Annotated in this window: 20 protein-coding genes; 15 read left to right on the top strand and 5 right to left on the bottom strand. The window is 69.2% G+C overall.

Features of this window, described 5'->3' with window-relative positions:
• Positions 1 to 6 precede the first annotated feature (6 nt).
• Together AC1DFR_RS11060 and AC1DFR_RS11055 are read right to left on the bottom strand one after the other, a co-directional pair.
• Complete coding sequence (locus AC1DFR_RS11060; RefSeq protein WP_476873316.1) at positions 7 to 762, bottom strand: DUF429 domain-containing protein; 756 nt, start codon at positions 760 to 762, stop codon at positions 7 to 9.
• Between the two features lie 127 nt (positions 763 to 889).
• Positions 890 to 1,381 (bottom strand): inorganic diphosphatase, encoded by a 492-nt coding sequence (locus tag AC1DFR_RS11055; RefSeq protein WP_018774943.1) that lies wholly within the window; start codon positions 1,379 to 1,381, stop codon positions 890 to 892.
• A gap of 142 nt (positions 1,382 to 1,523) precedes the next feature.
• On the opposite strand from AC1DFR_RS11055, the gene dacB reads away from it, so the two are divergent.
• The 15 genes from dacB (at position 1,524) to AC1DFR_RS10980 (ending at position 17,041) form a co-directional block, all read left to right on the top strand.
• The gene (dacB, locus tag AC1DFR_RS11050; RefSeq protein ID WP_476873315.1) at positions 1,524 to 3,017 is read left to right on the top strand and encodes a D-alanyl-D-alanine carboxypeptidase/D-alanyl-D-alanine endopeptidase; all 1,494 of its coding nucleotides are present in this window, start codon (positions 1,524 to 1,526) and stop codon (positions 3,015 to 3,017) included.
• A 207-nt stretch (positions 3,018 to 3,224) separates the two neighbouring features.
• Complete coding sequence (locus AC1DFR_RS11045) at positions 3,225 to 4,385, top strand: zinc-dependent metalloprotease (RefSeq protein WP_476856110.1); 1,161 nt, start codon at positions 3,225 to 3,227, stop codon at positions 4,383 to 4,385.
• A 98-nt stretch (positions 4,386 to 4,483) separates the two neighbouring features.
• Entirely contained in the window at positions 4,484 to 5,518 is a 1,035-nt protein-coding gene (gene tilS / locus AC1DFR_RS11040) for a tRNA lysidine(34) synthetase TilS (protein ID WP_476873379.1), read from the top strand.
• Between the two features lie 30 nt (positions 5,519 to 5,548).
• Positions 5,549 to 6,100 (top strand): hypoxanthine phosphoribosyltransferase, encoded by a 552-nt coding sequence (gene hpt / locus AC1DFR_RS11035; RefSeq protein ID WP_018774939.1) that lies wholly within the window; start codon positions 5,549 to 5,551, stop codon positions 6,098 to 6,100.
• Between the two features lie 198 nt (positions 6,101 to 6,298).
• Positions 6,299 to 8,365, top strand: coding sequence for an ATP-dependent zinc metalloprotease FtsH (ftsH, locus tag AC1DFR_RS11030; protein WP_028276931.1), 2,067 nt, complete (start codon positions 6,299 to 6,301; stop codon positions 8,363 to 8,365).
• Positions 8,366 to 8,374: 9 nt separating this feature from the next.
• On the top strand, positions 8,375 to 9,019 hold the full coding sequence (gene folE / locus AC1DFR_RS11025) for a GTP cyclohydrolase I FolE (RefSeq protein ID WP_230007204.1): 645 nt from the start codon (positions 8,375 to 8,377) through the stop codon (positions 9,017 to 9,019).
• An 11-nt stretch (positions 9,020 to 9,030) separates the two neighbouring features.
• Positions 9,031 to 9,972 (top strand): dihydropteroate synthase, encoded by a 942-nt coding sequence (folP, locus tag AC1DFR_RS11020; protein WP_230007205.1) that lies wholly within the window; start codon positions 9,031 to 9,033, stop codon positions 9,970 to 9,972.
• Positions 9,973 to 9,985: 13 nt separating this feature from the next.
• On the top strand, positions 9,986 to 10,345 hold the full coding sequence (folB, locus tag AC1DFR_RS11015; protein ID WP_476849912.1) for a dihydroneopterin aldolase: 360 nt from the start codon (positions 9,986 to 9,988) through the stop codon (positions 10,343 to 10,345).
• Positions 10,342 to 10,911 (top strand): 2-amino-4-hydroxy-6-hydroxymethyldihydropteridine diphosphokinase, encoded by a 570-nt coding sequence (gene folK / locus AC1DFR_RS11010; protein WP_476870204.1) that lies wholly within the window; start codon positions 10,342 to 10,344, stop codon positions 10,909 to 10,911. The genes folB and folK overlap by 4 nt, the downstream gene beginning before the upstream one ends.
• On the top strand, positions 10,908 to 11,432 hold the full coding sequence (locus AC1DFR_RS11005) for a DUF3180 domain-containing protein (RefSeq protein WP_223914701.1): 525 nt from the start codon (positions 10,908 to 10,910) through the stop codon (positions 11,430 to 11,432). Before folK ends, AC1DFR_RS11005 begins: the two co-directional genes overlap by 4 nt.
• Positions 11,413 to 11,925, top strand: coding sequence for a PH domain-containing protein (locus tag AC1DFR_RS11000; protein WP_476859510.1), 513 nt, complete (start codon positions 11,413 to 11,415; stop codon positions 11,923 to 11,925). The genes AC1DFR_RS11005 and AC1DFR_RS11000 overlap by 20 nt, the downstream gene beginning before the upstream one ends.
• A gap of 18 nt (positions 11,926 to 11,943) precedes the next feature.
• Positions 11,944 to 13,542 (top strand): PH domain-containing protein, encoded by a 1,599-nt coding sequence (locus AC1DFR_RS10995; protein ID WP_476873314.1) that lies wholly within the window; start codon positions 11,944 to 11,946, stop codon positions 13,540 to 13,542.
• Positions 13,535 to 14,455, top strand: coding sequence for a Rossmann-like and DUF2520 domain-containing protein (locus tag AC1DFR_RS10990; protein ID WP_476859508.1), 921 nt, complete (start codon positions 13,535 to 13,537; stop codon positions 14,453 to 14,455). The genes AC1DFR_RS10995 and AC1DFR_RS10990 overlap by 8 nt, the downstream gene beginning before the upstream one ends.
• A gap of 1 nt (position 14,456) precedes the next feature.
• Positions 14,457 to 15,359 (top strand): pantoate--beta-alanine ligase, encoded by a 903-nt coding sequence (panC, locus tag AC1DFR_RS10985; RefSeq protein ID WP_476856118.1) that lies wholly within the window; start codon positions 14,457 to 14,459, stop codon positions 15,357 to 15,359.
• A 182-nt stretch (positions 15,360 to 15,541) separates the two neighbouring features.
• Positions 15,542 to 17,041: an MDR family MFS transporter gene (locus AC1DFR_RS10980; RefSeq protein WP_476873313.1), complete on the top strand. Its 1,500-nt coding sequence runs from the start codon at positions 15,542 to 15,544 to the stop codon at positions 17,039 to 17,041.
• A gap of 116 nt (positions 17,042 to 17,157) precedes the next feature.
• Here AC1DFR_RS10980 and AC1DFR_RS10975 read toward each other — a convergent pair whose 3' ends face one another.
• The 3 genes from AC1DFR_RS10975 to AC1DFR_RS10965 form a co-directional block, all read right to left on the bottom strand.
• Positions 17,158 to 17,991 carry an alpha/beta fold hydrolase gene (locus AC1DFR_RS10975; protein WP_028276921.1) on the bottom strand — a complete coding sequence of 278 codons (834 nt, stop codon included), beginning with the start codon at positions 17,989 to 17,991 and terminating at the stop codon, positions 17,158 to 17,160.
• Between the two features lie 138 nt (positions 17,992 to 18,129).
• Positions 18,130 to 18,756: a thymidine kinase gene (locus AC1DFR_RS10970; protein WP_028276920.1), complete on the bottom strand. Its 627-nt coding sequence runs from the start codon at positions 18,754 to 18,756 to the stop codon at positions 18,130 to 18,132.
• A 56-nt stretch (positions 18,757 to 18,812) separates the two neighbouring features.
• A complete protein-coding gene (locus tag AC1DFR_RS10965; RefSeq protein WP_476873312.1) occupies positions 18,813 to 19,790 on the bottom strand; it encodes an alpha/beta fold hydrolase in 978 nt (325 codons plus the stop codon).
• Positions 19,791 to 19,879: the final 89 nt, after the last annotated feature.

The raw sequence follows: 19,879 nt of genomic DNA, 5'->3' as shown, positions 1-19,879 counted from the left end.
AGGCGGTTACCGGGAAGCGAGGCCGGAAAGCTGGCCGGAGGGCAGGTGGATCCAGCCTTCGGTGAGGGCCGCCGCGGCGTGCCCGGGCCCGGGCCGCAGCGTCGCGCCGACGGCGACGGCCCGCGCGGACAGGGAGGCGATGAGGGCATCGAACATGTCATCGGACGCCGCAAGATCGGCCCGGTACTCCGCCAGGTCCAGCCACGGCGCCTTCACGGCCAGGTCCGCCACCGCTGAGGACAGCATTTCCGCCTCCGGCGCCCCGCGCCCCTTGTAGCCGCGGGCATGGATCCCCCAGAGCTTCAGCGACGCCGCCGGGTACACCTCGGCAAGCCGGCCGCTGCCGTCCCTGGCCTGCGGACCGTACTCCCTTGCGATCTTCGCCTGAATCACCGCGCAACGCATCGCCGGGTGGGCCAGCCGGTCCGCGGAGACGCTGAGCGGGATCATGCCGGTGTTGCCGGTGACGAAACGGTCGGTGTCGCGGTAGGCGAGCAGCCGGCGGCCCTCGATCCCGTCATGGTCCAGCACCGGATGGGGTTCGAAGCTCAGGTGCCCGGCGATGAAGGGAAGAAACGCGTCCGGCCAGCCGAGGGGGGAATCGATCCCCGTCATGGCGCTGGTGTCGAAGAGGCGGAGGATCTCCTCGTCGCCCACGTTCAACGACAGATGCGCCAGGCGCGCCGCGCCGCCATCCCATTCGATGACGGCCGCCGCCGTCTTCTTCGCGGCGGCAGCGAGGTCGACGCCGAGAGTCCGCATCACCGCGCCCCAGCCACTTGACTGAACGCCAATCGAAAAACGCCCAACAAAAACGCGGGGTCACGTACCGCCCGTTCCGGAACCCCGGATGGGCGGTACGTGACCCCGCGCTGGAGTGCAGGAACGGTCAGTGGCCGGCTGCCGGAACGTAACGCTTGATAGAGGCTGCCAGTTCGGCTTCGGCGGCGGCACGGTCGCCCCAGCCCTCGGCCTTGACCCACTTGCCCGGCTCCAGATCCTTGTAACGGGTAAAGAAGTGCTCGATTTCCTTGATCAGGAACTCGCTGACATCGCTGATCTCTTTGATGTGGTCGAACCGGGCATCGGTCGGGACGCACAGGACCTTGGCGTCGCCGCCGCCGTCGTCGGTCATGTTGAACACGCCGATCGGTCGGGACTCGACGATCACGCCGGGGTAGAGGTCGAAGTCCTGCAGGAGCACCAGCGCGTCCAGCGGATCCCCATCCTCACCCAGGGTGTTCTCGAAGAAACCGTAGTGGGTGGGGTACTGCATCGACGTGAACAGGACGCGGTCCAGGCGGACGCGGCCGGTCTCGTGGTCGACTTCGTACTTGACGCGCGATCCCTTGGGGATCTCGATGGTCACGTCATGCTTCATGGAATGCTCCTTGACGAATTCAGGGGGTGCGCGGCACGTGCATAAGGGCTGTCGGTGCCGCCGACTACTATTGAGGATATAGCGAGAGGCGCTGGTTTCAGGAACTAGTGGGGACATTTCAGGACTAAGGACCAGCAGCAGCATGAAACCGAGAACCAGCCGCGAGGGTACCCAGCCGGCGCCCGGCAGGGGTCGCAGGATGCCCGCGCTGCTGCTCCAGACCCTCCTCGTGGTGGCCGTGGCAGTGCCGGCCGGCATCGCCATCGCCCCGGCGTTCCTCGGCCATGACAGGTCCTCCGACGCCTCGCAGACAGCACCGCCCTGGCAGCAGATCCCCGCCACACTGAGCCCTCCCGGCAACAGTTCGGGGGCAATCGGGCCCCTCAGCGCTTCCGCGCCGGTTCCGGCCGGGGCCGCCCTCGCCGCGCAGCTGAACCAGACCCTTAAGCCCGACGGCGCCGGCACCTTCACCGGCATCGTCCAGGACGCCGCCACGGGGCAGGTCCTCTTCGACCGGGCTGCCGACGAGGCCCGCGTTCCGGCGTCGAACATGAAGCTCCTCACAGCCGGCGCGGCCCTGCGGGTCCTGGGCCCCGACCGCCGCTTCAGCACCCGGGTGCTGGCAGGGCCGACCCCCGGCTCGGTGGTCCTGACCGGCGGAGGCGATGTCCTCCTGGGCGCCGGGGAATCGGCCCCGGGCGCCGTTCTGGGCCGCGCCGGGCTGACCACGCTCGCGAAGGCCACTATCGATGCCCTCAAAGCCGGCGGCGTCACCGGCACGGTGAACGTCCTGCTGGATGACTCCCTCTTCAGCGGCCCCTCGCTCAGCCAGGCGTGGAGCCCAGAGGACGTCGCCGCCGGGGAGATGGCCCCGCTGTACCCGCTGGCGCTGAACTCCGCGAGGTTCGATCCCGCCAAGACCACCGGACCCCGCCCGCAGGACGCCGCCATGACCGCCGCCGAGGTGTTCGCCGCCCGGCTCACGGCGGCCGCGGCGGCCGGGGGGCTGTCCGTTGCCCCCGGCGTCGCCCGGGGCCGGACCGGTGACGCGCCGGAGGGCGGGCACGCCAAAGTCCTGGCCGAGGTCCAGTCCGCCACGGTGGGGCAGCAGGTGGACATGATGCTGCAGACCTCGGACAACTACCTCGCCGAGGTGATGGGACGGATGACCGCCCTCGGCGTCGGCCGGCCCGGCAGCAGCGACGACGCCATTGCCGCCGTGCTGCAGCAGGTCAAGGACATGGGCGTTCCCACTGACTCGCTCCGGGCCGCGGACGTCTCCGGCCTTGCCCTGGCCAACCGGGTCTCGGCCCGGCAGCTCACGGACGTGGTCCGGGCCATGACCTCGGGCACGGACCCCCGGCTGCGTGCCGCCCTGAGCGGGTTCCCGGTCGCCGGGCTCACCGGCACCCTGGGGGACCGCTACACGGATGCGGCCTCGGCCGCGGGCGCCGGGCTGGTCCGCGCCAAGACGGGCACACTGAACACGGTCATTGCGCTTAGCGGTTCCGTGGTCGACGCCGACGGCCGGCTCCTGGTCTTTTCCTTCGTCGGCAACGGGCTGACCCCCGGTGCCGCGAACAAAGCCGCACTGGACCGCTCCGCCGCCGTCCTCGCCGGCTGCGGCTGCCGCTGACAGCGCGGGCCGGCCCGGACCCCGCGCCGGTCTGGCCCTTCGCGCCGGTCTGGCCCTTCGCGCCGGTCTGGCCCTTCGGCCCGGTCTGGCCCTTCGCGCCGGTCTGGCCCTTCGGCCCGGTCTGGCCCTTCGGCCCGGGGTCACGGAGCCCCGGCCGGTTCGCCGGTCAGCGAAAATTAAGGCGCATTGTCGGGGCCCTGTGATCTGATGGACCCCATGGAGTCCTCTGCAAGCGAGACATCAAGCGAGACATCACCCAAGACGCCGAGTGCGGCATCGGTCCAGGTCCCGGATCTCATCAACTGGGAGCTCGCCGCGTCCACGGCAGCCCGGCTGACGCCGGCGGGCCCCGTCCTGGGCAGCGCCGAGATCGGCGCCGCCGTCGAAAATCTGCGGCTCATGGCGGACATTTCCGTGCCGCACGTCCACCACATCACCGGACTGGACGCCGCCCGGGACCTGCGCGACTCCGAGGTCCTCGTCGTGGACAGGGCCTCATGGGCCAAAGCCAACACGCAGAGCTTCGCCGTCATGCTCAAGCCCGCCATGGGAAAGCTGCTGGAGGGCCGCGGTTCCCTCAGCCCCGGAGCTGCCGGAGTCAGCGCGGCCATCACCGGCAGCCAGCTCGGCGCCATCCTGGCCTTCCTTTCGAGCAAAGTCCTGGGCCAGTACGATCCCTTCTCCGCGCTGGCCGAAAACTCCACGGCCCCCGCTTCCGGACGGCTGCTGCTCGTAGCGCCGAACATCATCTCCGTGGAACGCGAACTGAAAGTCGAACCCGCGGACTTCCGGCTCTGGGTCTGCCTCCACGAACAGACCCACCGGGTGCAGTTCGCCGCCGCACCGTGGCTGCGGCACCACATGCTCCAGGAGATCGAAAACCTCAGCGGACTGTTGCTGGGCAATGTCGATTCCCTGATGGAACGGGCCTCGGCGGCCGCGAAATCGCTGAAGGACCGCGCGGCACCCGGCGCCGCGCCCGGACGGGGCGCCATCCTGGACCTGCTCCAGAACCCGGAGGAAAAGGCGGCCCTGTCCCGCCTGACTGCGCTCATGAGCCTGCTCGAGGGTCACGCCAATGTGGTCATGGACGCCGTGGACGCCAGCATCGTTCCCTCGGTGAAGACCATCCGGCAACGTTTCAACGACCGAGGCCAGGACCGCGGCATGATCGAGAAATTCATCCGCAACCTGCTCGGCCTCGACGCCAAGATGCGCCAGTACAGTGACGGCGCCAAGTTCGTCCGGGAAGTGGTGGCCGCCGCCGGCATGGCAGGCTTCAACAAAGTCTGGGAGTCCGCGGACCACCTCCCCAGCGAACCCGAGATCCACGACTCCAGGCTCTGGCTCGACCGGATGGGCCTCTAGCCGCCATGACTGCCCCCGACGGCGCCGGCTCTACCTCGATTTTCAGCGGACGACGCCGGCCCGGCCGCCTCGCGCCGGTGGTCGGCACGGCACGAAAAATGCTGCAGGACGCCCTCGCCGCGGCCGGCTACCCGGACCGCGTCCTGGTTGCCTGCAGCGGCGGACCGGACTCGCTGGCTCTCGCCGCCGTTGCCGCCTATTTCGGGCGCCGGGGCCACGTGGACGGCCATCTTGTCTCTGTCGGCGCCGTCGTCGTGGACCACCAGCTGCAGCCGGGCTCGGCCGGGGTCGCGGCCACCACGGCCCGCACCCTCGAGGAGCTCGGGCTCTCTCCCGTGACGATCCGGACTGTCGACGTCGCCTCCAGCGGCGCGGGCCCAGAGGCCGCCGCCCGGGACGCCCGCCATGCTGCCCTTGAGGCCGCCGCGGACGAGGCAGGTGCAACCGCCATCCTGCTCGGCCACACCCTCGATGACCAGGCCGAACAAGTGCTCCTGGGCCTGGCGCGCGGGTCGGGCACCCGGTCCCTCGCCGGGATGCGGCCGGCCCGCGGCCGGCTGCTGCGCCCGTTCCTGGGCCTGCGGCGTGCGGACACCCTGGAGATCTGCCGGGTGGAGGACCTCGAGCCCTGGCACGACCCGTCCAATGCCGATCCCGTATACGCGCGTTCCCGGACCCGGGTTGAGGTGCTGCCCCTGCTGGAGGACAAGCTTGGCCCCGGCGTTGCCGAATCGCTCGCCCGCACGGCCGCGATCCTGCAGCTCGACGCCGATTACCTGGAGGACGTGGCGAACGACACGTTCGAGCGGCTGCGCCAGCAGACAGGGGAGGAGATCAGCCTTCCGGAGGCCGGGCTGAGGGACCTGGCCCCGGCCGTGAGGTTCCGGGTGATCGCCAAGGCCGCCGCCGCCGTCGGCGGTCAGCAGCCCAGCTACCAGCGGCTGCTCGCGGCGGAAGCGCTCCTGCGCCGGCAGGGATCGGCCGGCCCGGTGGAGCTTCCCGGCGCGGTCAGCGTCTACCGGCTCTCGCTCGCGCAGCTCCTTGCGGCGGAGCCGTCCGCCGCAAGTGTTCCCCGCGAAGCCGCCCGCTGTGGGAAGCTTGTATTCCGGCCTCAACAGCCGCCCCGAAATTAGTCGCACCCCGCATCTACACAGGAGCCATTGGTGGATTCAAACGACGTCCAGGCAGACCTCAAACACGTTCTCTACACCAAGGAACAGATCCAGCAACGGATCACCGAACTCGCGGCGCAGATCGACAAGGACTACGAGGGCCGCGACCTCCTGATCGTCGGCGTGCTCAAGGGCGCCGTCATGGTCATGGCGGATCTGGCCCGTGCGCTGCACACCCACGTCTCCATGGACTGGATGGCCGTGTCCTCGTACGGCTCGGGCACGCAGTCCTCAGGCGTCGTCCGCATCCTGAAGGACCTCGACACCGACCTCATGGGCAAAGACGTCCTGATAGTCGAGGACATCATCGATTCCGGCCTCACGCTGTCCTGGCTCAAGACGAACCTGGAATCCCGCGGCACGGCGTCGGTGGAAATCTGCACCGCCTTCCGCAAGCCGACGGCCGCCAAGGTCAAGATCGACGTCAAGTACGTCGGCTATGACATCCCCAACGAGTTCGTGGTGGGCTATGGCCTGGACTACGCCGAGAAGTACCGCAACCTGGACTTCGTCGGCACCCTGGCTCCGCACGTCTACGAGTAAATCGTTCACGCGAAGGCAACCCCGCCCGGGCCCCGGGCGGCCGGAGGCCCTGCCCCGCTACGCCCACAGGGAACTTTTGCCCTTTGCCGTGCGTGAGGTAGTGCGACGGTGTATAGCTAGAAGCTGACGCAGCACCACACGCGCGCAGACCGGTCGCCGTGCAGCACTACCAGGAGGGACGGGGCCAGCCCCGAACAGATGAAAGCTAAGAGTTTCTTCAAGGGCCCCGGCATCTGGATTGTCGTCGTGGTGGCCATGCTGCTGCTGGCATTTGCCACGCTTGCGCCGGGCGGCGCCAGCCGGATCGACACCGACAAGGGCCTTGAGCTGCTGACAGCCGGCGGCAAGGTTGAACAGGCCAAGATTTTTGACGCCGAGAACCGGGTGGACCTGGTCCTGAAGGACAACCTTCAGGTCGACGGGCAGGACAAGGGCAAGAACGTCCAGTTCTACTTCGTCAACGCCCGCGCCCAGGACGTCGTCAAGGCCGTCACGGACTCCAAACCGTCCGGCGGCTTCACCGACCAGCCGATCGAAAACAACTGGTTCTCCGGGCTCTTCTCCCTGCTGGTGCCCGTGCTGTTGCTCGGCGTCCTGTTCTGGTTCCTGCTCTCCCGGATGCAGGGCGGCGGGTCCAAGGTGATGCAGTTCGGCAAGTCCAAGGCCAAGCTCGTCAACAAGGACATGCCCCAGGTGACCTTCAGCGATGTCGCCGGCGCCGATGAGGCCGTCGAGGAACTCGAGGAGATCAAGGAATTCCTGCAGGAACCTGCCAAGTTCCAGGCCGTTGGCGCCAAAATCCCCAAGGGCGTGCTGCTCTACGGCCCTCCGGGCACCGGCAAAACCCTCCTGGCCCGCGCGGTTGCCGGCGAGGCCGGCGTACCCTTCTTCTCCATCTCAGGCTCCGACTTCGTGGAAATGTTCGTCGGCGTGGGTGCCTCCCGTGTCCGCGACCTCTTCGAGCAGGCCAAGTCCAACGCCCCGGCGATCATCTTCGTCGATGAGATCGACGCCGTCGGCCGGCACCGCGGCGCCGGCATCGGCGGCGGCAACGACGAGCGCGAGCAGACCCTGAACCAGCTGCTGGTGGAAATGGACGGCTTCGACGTCAAGACCAACGTCATCCTGATTGCCGCCACGAACCGCCCCGACGTCCTGGACCCCGCCCTGCTGCGCCCCGGCCGCTTCGACCGGCAGATCGGGGTTGAGGCCCCCGATTTGATCGGCCGCGACCAGATCCTGCAGGTGCACGCCAAGGGCAAGCCGATGGCTGCCGGCGTCGACCTCAAGGCTGTTGCCAAGAAGACCCCCGGCTACACGGGCGCCGACCTGGCCAACGTCCTGAACGAGGCCGCCCTGCTGACGGCCCGGTCCAACGCCAACCTGATCGATGACCGCGCCCTGGACGAGGCGATCGACCGCGTCATGGCCGGCCCGCAGAAGCGCAGCCGGGTCATGAAGGAACACGAACGCAAAGTCACCGCGTACCACGAAGGCGGCCACGCCCTCGTCGCGGCTGCCCTGCGGAACTCCGCCCCGGTCACCAAGATCACCATCCTGCCCCGCGGCCGTGCCCTCGGCTACACCATGGTGGTCCCGGAAAACGACAAGTACTCCATCACCCGCAACGAACTGCTCGATCAGATGGCCTACGCCATGGGCGGCCGCGTCGCCGAGGAACTCGTCTTCCATGATCCGTCCACGGGTGCATCCAATGACATCGAGAAGGCCACCGGGATCGCCCGGAAGATGGTCACCGAATTCGGCATGAGCGAACGGGTCGGGTCCGTGCGCCTCGGCCAGGGCGGCGGCGAGCCGTTCCTGGGCCGCGACGCCGGCCACGAGCGCAACTACTCGGACCAGATCGCCTACATCGTCGACGAGGAAGTGCGCCGCCTGATCGACGGTGCCCATGATGAGGCCTACGCCATCCTGACCGAGAACCGGGATGTCCTGGACGAGCTGGCGCTGGAACTGCTCGAACGCGAAACACTGAACCAGGCCGAAATCGCGCAAATATTCACCCACATCCGCAAGCGCGACTTCCGCGATGTCTGGCTCTCCAAGGAGACCCGCACGCTCCAGACCGCCGGCCCGGTGGAGTCGCGCCGTGAAAAGGCGGAGCGTGAAGCGCAGGAGGAAGCCACCCACGCCCGGCTCGAAGAGCCCTTGGATGCCCAGCCCCCGCATGCCCAGGGCGTCGGCGGGCAGGAGTCCTTCCAGGGCGGTGCAACAGATATCGGGACTGATGGTCATCCCGGCTAGGCTTCTTCTGTGACTTCTAACTTCGACGACGACGTTCCCGCCCCCGCCGCTGCTTCGGCGGGGGACGGGGGAGCCCCGCATTCAAAGTCCAAAGTGGACCGCCCCAGGATCGAAGCGGCAGTACGGGAAATCCTGCTGGCGATCGGTGAGGACCCGGACCGCGGCGGCCTCATTGACACCCCGAAGCGGGTGGCCAAGGCCTACGTGGAAATGTTCGCCGGCCTGCACCACGACCCCGCCGAGATCCTGGCCACCACCTTCGACCTCGAGCACGAGGAACTCGTGCTGGTCAAGGACATTCCGTTCTATTCCACCTGCGAGCACCACCTGGTGCCGTTCCACGGGGTGGCGCATGTGGGCTACATCCCGTCCCACGACGGCAAGGTCACGGGCCTGAGCAAGCTGGCGCGCGTGGTGGACATGTTCGCCAAGCGCCCGCAGGTCCAGGAACGCCTGACCACCCAGATCGTCGAGGCCCTCGTCACGCACCTCAATCCGCGTGGCGCGATCGTCGTCGTCGAATGTGAACACCTGTGCATGTCCATGCGGGGAATCCGCAAGCCCGGCGCCAAGACCGTCACCAGCGCAGTGCGCGGGCAACTCCATGACCCGGCCACCCGTGCCGAAGCCATGAGCCTCATACTCGGAAGGTAAGAACACAGACCATGGACTCCCTAGCTGCAGCCCCGGGCACCGGCCCCGCCACTTCGCCCCTGCCCATCCTGCGCAAACCGCGCCCGGCGGCGAAGTTCCAGGACCTGCCCACGGACCGGACACTGGTGATGGGAATCCTCAACGTCACCCCTGATTCCTTCAGCGACGGCGGAGCACACGCGACGGCGGACACAGCGATCGCGGCCGGGCTGCGGATGTTCTACGCCGGGGCGGACATCATCGACGTCGGCGGCGAGTCCACGCGCCCGGGTGCCACGGCAGTCGGCGCTGACGAGGAACAGCGCCGGGTCCTGCCGGTCATCGAGGCCCTGGTCAAGGCCGGCGCCCTGGTCAGCATCGACACCACCCACGCCGCGACGGCTGCCGCGGCCCTGAAGGCCGGCGCCGCGATCATCAACGACGTCTCGGGCCTGACCATGGAACCGGAAATGGCCGAACTCGCCGCCCGCACCAAGGTCCCCTACATCCTCACGCACCGCCGCGGCGACGCCAGCACCATGAACTCCCTGACGGACTACCGTGACGTCGCCGGGGAAGTCGTGACCGAGCTCGCCGGCGTCCGCGACAAGCTGTACGCCGCCGGGGTCGCGCCGGAACAGATCATTGTGGACCCGGGACTGGGCTTCGCCAAGAACGAGGGCCAGAACTGGGAGCTCCTGCAGCACCTGGATGTCCTGCAGGCCATGGGCCACAAGGTCCTCGTCGCCGGCTCACGCAAACGCTTCCTCGGCAGCCTCCTGACCGTGGCCGGCAAGGCCGCCCAGCCGGTTGAACGCGACGCCGCCACCGCCGCCATGACCGCCATCAGCGCCTTCCGCGGCGCCTGGGCTGTGCGCGTGCACGACGTCGGCGCGAGCCTGGACGCCGTCAAGGTCGCCGCCCGCATGGTTCCCCCGGCACCGGCCGGTTCCGCCCACGCCGGCACCAACTGATCCGGCCGGCACCATGGATCAGATCACGCTGAGCGGCGTCACCGCCGTCGGCCATCACGGTGTGTTCGATTTTGAGCGCCGCGACGGGCAGCCCTTCGTCGTCGACGCGGTGCTGCACCTGGACTTCAGCAAAGCGGCCGCTTCCGACGACGTCCTGGACACCGCGCATTACGGCGAGGTGGCCAACTGCATCCGGGACTGGATCACGGGTGAGCCGCTGAACCTGATCGAGGCCCTCGCGGTGCGGATTGCCGAGGACATCCTGCAGAAATTCGCCGTCGACGCCGTGGACATCACCGTGCACAAGCCCAAAGCCCCGATCGAAGTCGACTTTGGCGACGTCGCCGTCAGCGTGCACCGGAGACGGACGTGAGCCCGCTCTACACCCGTGCCGTGATCGCGCTCGGCAGCAACCTGGGGGAGCGCAGCGACACCCTGTCCGCCGCCGTCGCGGACCTCGTCGACCCGCCGGAGGTGCGCCTGCTCGCCATCTCGCCGATCGTCCAGACCAAGGCCGTGGGAGGCCCGCCGGACCAGCCTGACTTCCTGAACATGGTGATTGCCGTCGAGACGTCGCTGCCGCCGCGCGGTCTGCTCGAGCACTGCCACGACGTGGAGCAGAAGCATTTGCGCGTGCGCGAGGTCCGGTGGGGGCCGCGGACCCTGGACGTGGACATCATCACGTACGGGGATGTGGTCAGCTCCGATCCCGAGCTCACTCTGCCCCACCCCCGGGCCGCGGAACGGGCGTTCGTGCTCTACCCGTGGTCGCTGATCGATCCCGCGGCGGAGCTCAACGGCGAACGCGTGGGCGACCTCGCGGCGAAAGCCGCCGATTTCGCCGGCCTTGCCACCTTTGACGGCTTCCAGAACCCCGCCGCAGGGGATGTCACTGCCACGGAGATCACCGGCGTGCCCGGTGCGGCGGAGCGGCCGTGAAGCTGACCAGCCCCCTGCTCCTGCTGGCCATTTGCGTGGTCCTGGCCGTGGCCGGCTGGTTCGCCACCATGCTCTCCGGCCGCTACGGCCTGGCCACCCCGGTGCTGCCGCTGACGGGCCTGGTGACCATGGGCGTGATCGTGGCCCTCACGCTGGTGCTGGGCATCCGCGTGCTCCGGTGGCGCAACGGCAAGAAGAAGAAAATCCTCAACCCCATCCTGGCTGCCTGGACCCTGGTCCTCGCGCAGGCCTGCGCCTACACCGGGTCGGTCCTGCTGGGCTGGCATGCGGGAATCGTGGTGGAGCAACTGCGGCTGTGGAACCTGCGCAGCAACCAGGAGATCACCTGGCAGGCCCTGGCCATGGCTGGCGGCGGACTGATCATGGTGATCGTCGGGCTCGTCGTCGAGCGGTTCTGCCGGATTCCCCCCGAGGACGGCGACGCCGAATCCCGGCCCGGCGTGCAGGGAAAGCGCAGCAAGCCCTCGGCGGAAGGCGAATATGCCTACCGAAGCGATTGATCCTCCGGGCATCGACTGGCTCCGGGTGTCCCCGAAATACGTCACGGTGCGCCTCGCGGGATGGGCGCTGGGAACCCTGGTCGCGGTGGCCCTGCTGTCGCTTCCCCTAATCCTGGTGCTGACCGGCGTGTGGACCTGGCTGCCTGTCTGGCTGGCCGTCGCCCTGCCCGCTGTCGCGCTGCTGCTGGCCCTGTGGCGGCTCGCGCTGATTCCCCGGCAGGTGCGCTCGATCGGCTACGCCGAGCGTGATGATGACCTCCTGATCCGGCGCGGCATTTTCTTCCAGCGCACGCTCGTGGTTCCTTACGGGCGGATGCAGTACGTCGACATCGCGGTGGGCCCGGTCGAACGCCAGCTGGGCCTGTGCACACTGAAACTGCACACCGCGGCCGCCGCGACCAGCGCCGAGATTCCCGGGCTGCCCGCGAGCGAAGGCGCCCGGCTCCGCGAACAACTGTCCGCCCGCGGCGAAGCCCGGCTGGCCGGGCTGTGACGGGAAGGCCGTGACGGGATGGCGCTGACACCGGAGGATGCCGGGCGCGCCGCCGACGGAACCGCCGTCGGCTCCGGTATCGAAGGAACTGCCGACGCCGGCTGGCTGCGCGTGCACCCCGCGTCGCCCTTTGTCCGCGGCTGGGTGGCGCTGGCTGCACTGCTGTTCTTTTTTGGACGCGACAGTTTCGAACGGTTCCTGCAGGGCGGCCCGCTTTTTGACGAGCGGCTGGCCGGACGGGCGCCCTGGCTGCTGCTCGGCGGCGGCGCCCTGATTCTGCTGACCGTTCTCGGCTACGTCCTGAGCTGGTACTTCACCCGCTACCAGGTAGCCGGCGGCTACGTGCGCGTCAACACCGGTTTCCTGTTCAAGCAGCAGAGGCAGGCCAGGCTGGACCGGGTGCAGGCGATCGACGTCGTGCAACCCCTGCTGGCACGGATCTTCGGACTGGCTGAATTGCGGTTCGAAGTCGCCGACGCCGGCCAGTCCGCGGTGCGCCTGGCGTACCTGCGCGCGGACGAGGCCCGGCAGCTCCGCGCGACAATCCTGGCCCGAGCCTCCGGTGCCGCGGGCGGGACGCCGGCGCGGGAGCCGGGAGACCCGGAGTCCGGAGAGCCGGCGGCCGCCGCCGTGGAAGCCCCCGAACAGGCCGTGCTCACCGTGCCGCCGCCGCGCCTGGTGGGCTCGCTGCTCCTGAGCGAACAAAGTGTCGTGATCCTGGCTGGCGGCATTGCCTCGGTGATGCTCTCCGCCGTCACGGAAAACCGGAACTTCACGGTCTTCCTGATCCCAGCCGCAATCGGGCTCATCGCCTCCTACTGGTCCTCGTTCAACAAGGGCTACAACTTCACCGCCGCCATTTCCCCGGACGGCATCCGGCTGCGCTACGGCCTGCTGGACACGCAGGCGCAGACCGTTCCGCCGGGCAGGATCCAGGCGCTGAAGGTCAGCCAGCCGCCGCTGTGGCGGATGTTCGGCTGGTACCGGATCCAGGTCAACGTGGCCGGCTACGGCCTGGCCGGCAGCGCCGGCGAAGGATCGGCCCGGACCACGCTGCTTCCGGTGGGATACCTCGGCGACGTCATGGACATCCTCTCCCTGGTGCTCCCGGATCCCGGGACCCAGGACCCGGTGGGGCTGTTCACCGCGGGGATCACCGGCCTCGCGGACCCTGCCGGGACCCCGGGCAGCCCAGCAGGGAAGGCCGCCGACGGCGGCTTCGTCACCAGCCCGCGCCGGGCCCGGTTCCTGGCGCCGCTGGGCTGGCGCCGCAACGGCTTCGCGGCAACGGAGACCGCCCTGCTCCTGAGGTCGGGCCGCTGGTGGCGGAACTTCGTGGTGGTGCCGCACCAGCGCACCCAGTCCATGGCGCTCCAGCAGGGCCCGCTCGCCCGGCGGTTCCGGGTGGCCGACCTGGTCCTGCACACCACGGCGGGTCCGGTGGCCCCGCGGCTCATACAGGCCGGCCTCGACGAAGCCCGGGCACTGTTCGATGCCCAGTCGGCCCGTGCCCGTGCCGCGCGCAAGCACCAGAAGAGCGAACACTGGCTGGAGCCGGCGGCCCAGCCGGCCGCACCACCCGCAGAAGACCACCAGGAAGGCCCGCATCATGGCTAAACCAGGACGCCTCGGCGTCGGAATCATTGGCGCGGGGAAGGTCGGAGCCGTCCTGGGGGCGGCGCTGCGCGGAGCCGAGCACGCCGTCATCGGGGCGTCGGCCGTTTCGGAAGCCAGCAAAGAACGCGTCGAAACGCTCCTGCCCGGCGTCCCGATCCTGGACGTGCAGGACATCGTGGAGCGGGCCGAACTGGTCCTGCTCGCCGTCCCGGACGATGCACTGGGCCCGCTGGTGAACGGACTGGCCAAGCTCGGCGCCTGGCAGCCCGGCCAGCTCGTGGCGCACACCTCCGGGCGCTTCGGCGTCGGGATCCTGCATCCGGTCCGCGCCGCCGGTGCCGTGCCGCTCGCGCTGCACCCGGCCATGACGTTCACGGGCATGAGCCTGGACCTCACCAGGCTCCTGGACTGCACCTTCGGCGTCACGGCCGACGCCGCGATGCTGCCGATCGCCCAGGCACTCGTCGTCGAAATGGGCGCCGAGCCCGTCGCGATCGCCGAGGCCGACCGCGTCCTCTACCACGCTGCCCTCGCGCACGGCTCCAACCACCTGGTCACGCTCGTGGCGCAGGCCTCGCAGCTGCTCCGCGACGTCGGCGTCGACGCCCCGGACCGGATGCTGGGCCCGCTGCTGCGCGCCACCCTCGAGAACGCCCTCGCCTCCGGCGAAACGGCCCTGACCGGGCCCGTGGCCCGCGGCGACACCGGCACGGTGGCCGCGCACGCCGGCGCCCTCCGCGAGTACGACGGCGGCGCCGCCGGCGATATTCTTGAGGCGTACCTGGCCATGGCCCGGGCGACAGCCCGCCGGGCAGGAAGCCGCGGACTGCTGAAGCCGGAACAACTCGACGGCATCGAACAGGCGCTCGGCGGCCCCGGCCAGAACGGGACGCCCGCCCCGGAAGGACCCTGACATGGCAATCCAACTCGTCACCACTGCTGCCCAGCTCCGCGCCGCAAGCGCCCGGCTGCTGGCACAGAAAGGCGGCACGTCCCAGGGCCTCGTGCCCACCATGGGCGCCCTGCACGAGGGACATGCCCAGCTGGCCCGGACGGCCGTCGCCCAGAACGACGTCGTGGCGGCCACCATCTTCGTCAACCCGCTTCAGTTTGGCGAGGCCGCGGACCTCGAACGCTACCCCCGGACGCTCGACGCCGACCTCGCGCTGCTCGACGCCGAAGGGGTGGACCTGGCGTTCGCGCCGGGTGTTGAGGAGGTCTACCCCGGCGGGGCACCCCTCGTGCGGATCACGGCGGGACCCCTGGGCGAAAAATGGGAAGGCGCGTCCCGGCCAGGGCACTTCGACGGCGCGCTGACCGTCGTCGCGAAACTGCTCCACTACGGCATCCCTGGGGCCGGCCTGCCCGGTGGCGGCCAGCCCGCGTACCGCGCCTATTTCGGCCAGAAGGACGCGCAGCAGCTGGCCCTGGTCCAGCGCATGGTGGCTGACCTGAATTTTCCCGTGGAGATCGTGCCGGTGCCCATTGTGCGCTCGGCCGACGGCTTGGCGCTGTCCAGCCGCAACCGCTTCCTCTCCGAAGACCAGCGCGAGGCGGCCCTGGTGCTCTCCCGCGCACTGCGGCTCATCGAGGAGCGCGCCAACGCCCATGAGCCGCTGGACATCGAATCGGCGCAGGCCCTCGTCCGGTCCCAGCCGCTCGTGGAGCTGGACTATTTCGAGGTAGTGGATCCGCGCACCCTCGAGCCCCTCGCGGAGAACTGCCGGGACACCCCGTTCCGCGGCGAGGGGCTGGCGATTATCGCCGCCACGGTCGGCCCCGTCCGCCTCATCGACAACGTGCCCCTGAATTCCTAGCCCCAACCCCACCACAAAGCAACGCGGGGCCAGATACGGCCCATGCCGCCGCCCGTCATGGGCCGTAACTGACCCCGCGTTGCTTTCGCGGTGACGGGAATGCCCCCGGGCCCTAGACTGTTGGAACCTGCAGCAGCGCCGACGCTCGCCGGACCCACACCAAACTCCCTGAGGGAATTCCCATGTCAACAGACGTCTCTTCCAACGCCTCTGGCGATCCCGCACCGGGCGGTGCCCCCGCCGTCGCCGGATCGGCCACCCCGGCCGCATCCAGCGCGCCCACTGCGCCGGCAAAGATGCCCCGGGAGTCCGTGGCCATCATCGCCACGCTGCTGGTGGCCACCTTCGTCGTGATCCTCAACGAGACCATCATGAACGTGGCCCTGCAACGGCTGATGGTGGACCTGAACATCGATGCGCCCACCGTGCAGTGGCTGTCCACCGGTTTCATGCTCACCATGGCCGTCGTGATTCCCACCACCGGATTCATCCTGCAGCGGCTGACCACCCGTGCCGTGTTCATGCTGGCCATGGGACTGTTCTCCGGCGGCACCCTGCTGGCCGCCCTCGCGCCGGGCTTCGAAGTCCTGCTGCTGGCCCGCATCGTCCAGGCCGGCGGCACCGCCATCATGCTGCCGCTCCTGATGACCACCATCCTTACGCTCGTGCCGCTGGAGCGCCGCGGCGCCGTCATGGGCAACGTCAGCATCGCCATTTCGGTTGCGCCGGCACTGGGCCCGACAGTTTCCGGCCTGATCCTCCAGCATTTTTCCTGGCGGTTCATGTTCGTCTTCGTGCTGCCGATCGCCCTCGCCGCGCTGGCCATCGGGGCCAGGTACCTGACCAACATCGGTGAGACCGAGAAAACCCGGCTCGATGCCCTCTCCGTGGTGCTCACGGTCCCCGCCTTCGGCGGCCTGGTGTACGGCCTGAGCCAGATCGGCGGCGGCCAGGCCGGCTCCCGCACCCCCGCCGTGGTGGCGCTGGCCGTCGGTGTGCTGGCCCTGGCAGCGTTCGTCCTGCGCCAGCTGAAGCTGCAGAAGACCGGCGGCCCCCTGCTGGACCTGCGCGCCTTCACGTTCCGGATGTTCACCGTTTCGGTGCTGCTGCTGGTCGTGGCCATGATCGCGCTCTTCGGCGCGGTGATCCTGCTGCCGTTGTACCTGCAGGAAATCCGCGGCCTGACGTCCCTCGAGACCGGTCTGGTGCTGCTGCCCGGCGGCCTCGCCATGGGCCTGCTGGGGCCCTTCATCGGCCGCGTATTCGACAGGGTCGGGCCCCTGCCGCTGACAGTGACGGGCTCGATCATGATGGTGCTGTCCCTCTGGCAGTTCTCCATGCTGGACGCCACGTCGCCGCTGGGGTGGATCATCGCCCTGCACGTGGCACTGAGCCTGGGCCTGGCGCTGCTGTTCACCCCCGCCTTCACGACCGGGCTGAACCCGCTGCCGCCGCACCTGTACTCCCACGGCTCGGCCATCATGAGCACACTGCAGCAGGTGGCCGGTGCAGCCGGCACGGCGCTGCTGGTCTCGATCTACGCTTTCGTGGCCGTTGCCTCGGGCATGGTCGCCGGCATGCATGCTGCCTTCCTGACGGCGGCCGTCATAGCCATCGCCGCCGTCGTGCTGTCCACCATGATGCGCAAAACCGAAGGCGCGGCACACCCGGCCGCCCACTAGCTGCAATTAACAAACAACGCGGGGTCACTTAGCGCCGGTCTGGACCTCCGGAATGGGCGCTACGTGACCCCGCGTTGCTTGTAGGGCGTTGCTTGTAGGGCGTTGCGTGTTGCGGGTCAGCCTGCGTAAAACGCGCTGAGCTCGGCGATCAGCTTGTCCGGCGCCTTGTTGACACCGTCATGGCCCATGCCCGGCAGGATCGTATAGCTGGAGCCGGAGAGCACATCGTGGATCTGGGCGCAGGCCACGCCGAAATAGGCCGGGCTCTTCTCGCCCACGATGATCAGCGTTTCCAGCGGCAGTTCCAGGAAGGGTTCGGCCGGCATGTCCGCGGCGATGATCGCCTTAATCTCGCGGACGCCGGTCTGCATGAGGTCGCGCAGCTGCTTGCCGATCGGGGTGCCCGCCGAAAGCTTGTTCGCCAGCGTCAGCATGGACAGCGGCATCCGGGACAGGGCGCTGCCGGTCTCCAGGCCCTTGAGCAGGACGGCGAGGGCGCGGTCGTCGTCGCCGGCTGCGGTCGCCCGCTCGTATTCGGGCGTCCAGTCCGCCGTGACGCTGTGGTTGACGGACACGGCGGGGTCGTACACGGCCAGCCGTTCCACCGGCAGGGTGCGGGCCGCGTGCAGGGCCACTGCCCCGCCGAAGCTGTGGCCGAAGACGTCCGTGCTGGCGGTGTGCTTCATGACGGCGTCGAGGTCGTGGATGTCCACGTCGAGGGTGTAATCCTCAGGCTGCGGGGAGGACGAGCCGCGGCCGCGACGGTTGAAGGTGTGCACCGGCCGCCCCAGTGACGCGCTGAGTTTCTGCGCGAAACGGGTGTAGTCGGCGGCCGTCACCATCGAGGCCGGCACGACGACGATGCCCGAACCCGCCGAGGCGAGCTCGGCGCCCGTGCTCAAAAGCTCGATCGTTCCGCCGTTGGGGGTTCTGATGTTCTCGCGGGTCATGCTCCGAGCCTAGCCGAGGCCACGCCCCAGTGCAGTAAGCCGCGGTGCACTATGGCGCCAGTCAAGTAGGGTGCAGTCCACTATGACCGCAGTTCAGTTGTGGTCCCGTCGCAGCGGCGCTGCATGATCGCGCCGGCGCTAGTTGCCCAGCCGGCCGCCGGAGACCTCGAGGTAGCAGGCGCCGCAGAGCGACTCGTACCAGACGTCCTGGCCATCGATCGCAACCTGGTTCCCGTCGAACACCACGTGGTCCCCGATCCGGCGCGTGTTGAAGATGGCCTTCCGTCCGCAGCGGCAGATGGTCTTGAGCTCTTCGAGGGTGTGCGCGATCTCCAGCAGGCGCAGGGAACCGGGGAACGCGCGGGTCCGGAAGTCGGTACGGATGCCGTAGGCGAGGACGGGGACGTTGTCCAGGACCGCGATGCGGAAGAGGTCGTCCACCTGCTCCGGTTCCAGGAACTGGGCCTCGTCCACCAGCAGGCAGGCCACCGGCGGGGTGTCCACGTGCTGCAGCAAGGCGTCGGGATCGTCGCCGTGGGCCTGGGCGGTGAACAGGTCGCGGGCCGACGCGCCGGCGGGGATCAGGAAGTCCACCGAACGGGTCATGCCCAGGCGGGACACGACGTCGGAGTCGCCCTTGGTGTCCACGTCCGGCTTGGCCAGCAGGACCCGCTGGCCGCGTTCCTCATAGTTGAAGGCCGCCTGCAGAAGCCCCGTAGATTTGCCGGAGTTCATGGCGCCGTAGCGGAAGTAGAGCTTGGCCAAGGGGGTCCTTTCGAAAGGGTCGCCCCCGATTCTAGCGGTCGGTCGCGTCGCGGCCCTCAGCGGCCGGGCCCACTGCGCCGCCACCGGGCCGGCACGCCCGCGGCTGCAAGGCTGCCGGCCAGGCTGACGGGCGGCGGGGTCGCTGCCCCGGGCCCGCCGTAGAGGAACCGGGCCGTGCGGAGGGCCAGCCGGCTTCCCGGCCGGATGGGGCCTTCGTGGAGCTGCCCGGGGACCACGGCGAAGCTGACCGCGGGGACGGCATCGGCAAGCTGGTGGCTCGTGTCGGCGAAGTAGCCGGGGCTCCAGCCGCCGCTGAGCATGAGGGTGGGGGTGGTGATGGCGGCAAAATCCTCGAGTTCGGCGTCGGCATCCAGCACGGCGCGCATCTCGGCGACGGCCGTGGGCAGCAGTTGCCGCATTTCGGCGCCGAGCCTGGTCCGGGCCGAGAGGATGCTGAGCATGCGCAGCGCGCCCAGGGGCAGCATGGACACCGGGCCGGCCGTCTCCAGGCCCTGCACCAAATGCGCCCAGGCGTGGTCGAGTTCGCCGGCAGCCACGGACCTTTCCAGTTCGGGCCGCCAGCGCTGGGTGAGGTTCCCGGAGAGGCTCACGGCGGCGTCGTAAGTCACCATCCTGCGGATCGGCAGTCGCCGGGCGGCCTCGAGGGCCACGAACCCGCCATAGCTGTGGGCCACGACGTCGCTGGCGCCGGTCTCGCGGAGCACGGTTGCCAGGTCGGCCACCTCGGTGGCGGCGGAATAGTCGGCCGGCTGGTGCGAGGAACCTGCGCGTCCGCGGCGGTTGTAGCAGTGCACCGGCTGGTCCAGCAGCCGGCAAAGTTTTCGGGCAAAGGACCGGTAGAGCGCATCGGTGATCAGGGTCCCGTGCACGACGACGACGCCGGATCCTTCGCCGCGGGACGCCACGGCGGCGTCGGACGCGGCTGTTCTGCCCGGTGCGTGCCCCGCCGGGCGGATGGTGTGCAGCTCAAGGTGTCCCTTGCCGTCGTCGGTCCTCACTGTCCATGTCTCCACAACTTCGAGTCTATTCCCGCACCCCGTCCGCCTGGCTGCCGCCCGGGCAGAACCGGGCCGGGACCTTCCCGGACGCAAATCGACGGTAA

The sequence above is a fragment of the Arthrobacter sp. 05T410 genome (genome assembly GCF_056396505.1).
The sequence above is the reverse complement of the archived record's forward strand: the minus strand, read 5'-3'. Positions and strand labels throughout refer to the sequence as shown.